The sequence below is a fragment of the Mycetocola lacteus genome, assembly GCF_003667575.1.
In the GTDB taxonomy this organism is placed as follows: domain Bacteria; phylum Actinomycetota; class Actinomycetes; order Actinomycetales; family Microbacteriaceae; genus Mycetocola; species Mycetocola lacteus.
Genome location: NZ_RCUY01000021.1, coordinates 1 through 2,013 on the forward strand (window position 1 = coordinate 1; position 2,013 = coordinate 2,013).

Annotated in this window: 2 protein-coding genes; both read right to left on the reverse strand. The window is 61.3% G+C overall.

What is annotated here, in order from left to right:
* A partial coding sequence (locus D9V34_RS17375; protein ID WP_147441724.1) for a hypothetical protein occupies positions 1-1,568 on the reverse strand: 1,568 nt, incomplete at its 3' end.
* Positions 1,569-1,661: 93 nt separating this feature from the next.
* Positions 1,662-2,013 (reverse strand): Ig-like domain-containing protein (locus D9V34_RS17935; RefSeq protein WP_183092036.1); only part of this gene is annotated, 352 nt, incomplete at its 5' end.

Sequence of the window (2,013 nt, forward strand, 5' to 3'; positions counted from 1 at the left end):
TAGGGTCCGTTGATCAGCGCAACGGTGGACTCACAGCTCCAGGTGCCGTTGGTGCCCACGGTGGTGGTGCAGATGTTCTTGGTGGAGCCGTTGACCTGGATAGTGGCACCGACGGTTCCGGTTCCGGTGAAGGTGACCTTTTCGGTGGTGACGGTGGAGCCGTTGGTCGGGGTGGTGACCTGGACGCCCTGGCCGAAGTTGATGGTGGCCAGGACGGTGTCGGAGGTTCCGGTGCCGTAGGTCTGGGACACGTTTACGGTCTTGTTGCCGGTGCCCTGGAAGGGGACGATGATTTCCCAGTGGCCGATAGCATCGACGACCTTGGTGCCGATGATTTCGTTGGCGTCGTTGCGGACGTTGATGGTGGCGCCGGGGATGCCGTTGTTCCCGGAGAGCACGTTGTGGTCCACAGATACGGTGGGCTTCGCCACGTGGTTGCTCACGCTGACCTTGAATTCGACACGCGCAGTGTCCACGTCACCTGCATGCATGGTTCCGACACCGCCGCTGAAGACGGTGCCCGGGATTGCGCCCGCCGGGGTGTTGACCAGGAAGTTGAGCGTGCCGGACCACGAACCGCTCGGTGTGCGAGTCAGAGTCTTGCCGTCGGTGGAAACGACGCTACCCGAGGGCTGACCACTCGCGGCAAAGGTGGTTCCTTCGGGGGCGGTGAAGGTCATGGTTCCCCAGATCTGCGGGGAGAACACGACGGGCACCTTGGCTACGGCACCAGCATCAACAACCTGATCGGTTGCCTTGATCGTTGCGGTGGTGGTGGCGGCGAGTGAGTGGGAGTCGACAACCTGGCCGTTGTGCAGGAGCTGAACCAAGCCATCGTTGAAGGTCCCAGGTGCGTATGCACCGTCTGAATCAAAAGTGATGGCGCGATTGGCGATCCAATAGTCGGTGTTCGCACCACAAATCGCCGACTTCCTGTCCGCGGAGACGCTACACAGCGAGTTGTCCACGGACTTGATCCGAGTGTTGCTAGGGGCGATGAACTTCAGCTGTCCGTACGCGGTGGTGTCAAATTTGACCGTTGAAGAACCGTTATAGGCCTGGTTAAAGGACGGGGTCGATACCGAGGTGATCGCGGATCGCGCGGTCATGGTGAAGTCGATCGATTTCGTAATTTCGCCGCCCTTGATGACCTGAACCTTTCCGCCGGTCAGGGTCTGCCCGGCTACGGTGTCAAGACCAATCGCGAGTTTGATCTTTCGTGCGCCCTGCCAGCTGTCTGAGTCTGTGCCCAGGAGCGCGGTCTTTCCATCTGGCGAGATGGTCGAGTTGGAGTACCCGGCATCGGTGATCTTGGTGCCTTCGGGTGCGGTGTACTTGAGCTGGCCGGCGACCGCGCCATTCGGGAAGGTGATCGTGCCTTCGGCTGAGATCCCGCGGAGTCCAGACATTGCGGTGATGGCGATGTCGGCGGCGGCGGTCTGGTTGCCCGAGGTTGCAACCTTCGGTGACGGGTCGATCAGGGTCGAGGCGAATGCGGGCTGTGCGATGAGTGAGCCCAGTGCCACGGTGCAGAGCGCTGCAGCGGTCATGGTTTTACGCATGGTCATGAGATGGTGCCTTTCGGGCGATTGTTGTCGATAATGAAAGGGGAGGGTGGGGCGTGAGGGATGCTTCACACCCCACCCTGTTGAGGGGGAGTGTTAGTTGGCCTTGATGGTGAAGGTCAGGTTGGTGTGCTTCATGTCGCCGTTGAGTTCTTCCTGGCTGACGGTGAAGTTGTAGGTTCCGTTGGCCAGTTCGAAGGTTCCAATGGCTTCCCAGGTTCCGTCAGAGCGGACAGTGGTCGAGGCGACCTCGCGGGTGGATCCCTTGACGGTGATCTTGGACAGGGGCTCGCCCTTGCCGGTGTAGGTCACGGTCTTGGTGGTGACGGTGCCGTTCTGGGTCGGGGTGGTGACCTCCACGTCGGAGGACATGCCGGTGCGGACCTTGAAGGACACGGTGTCGCGGCTGGTGGCGGCGCCGCCCACGGGGGTCTGCTCGACGTTCAGG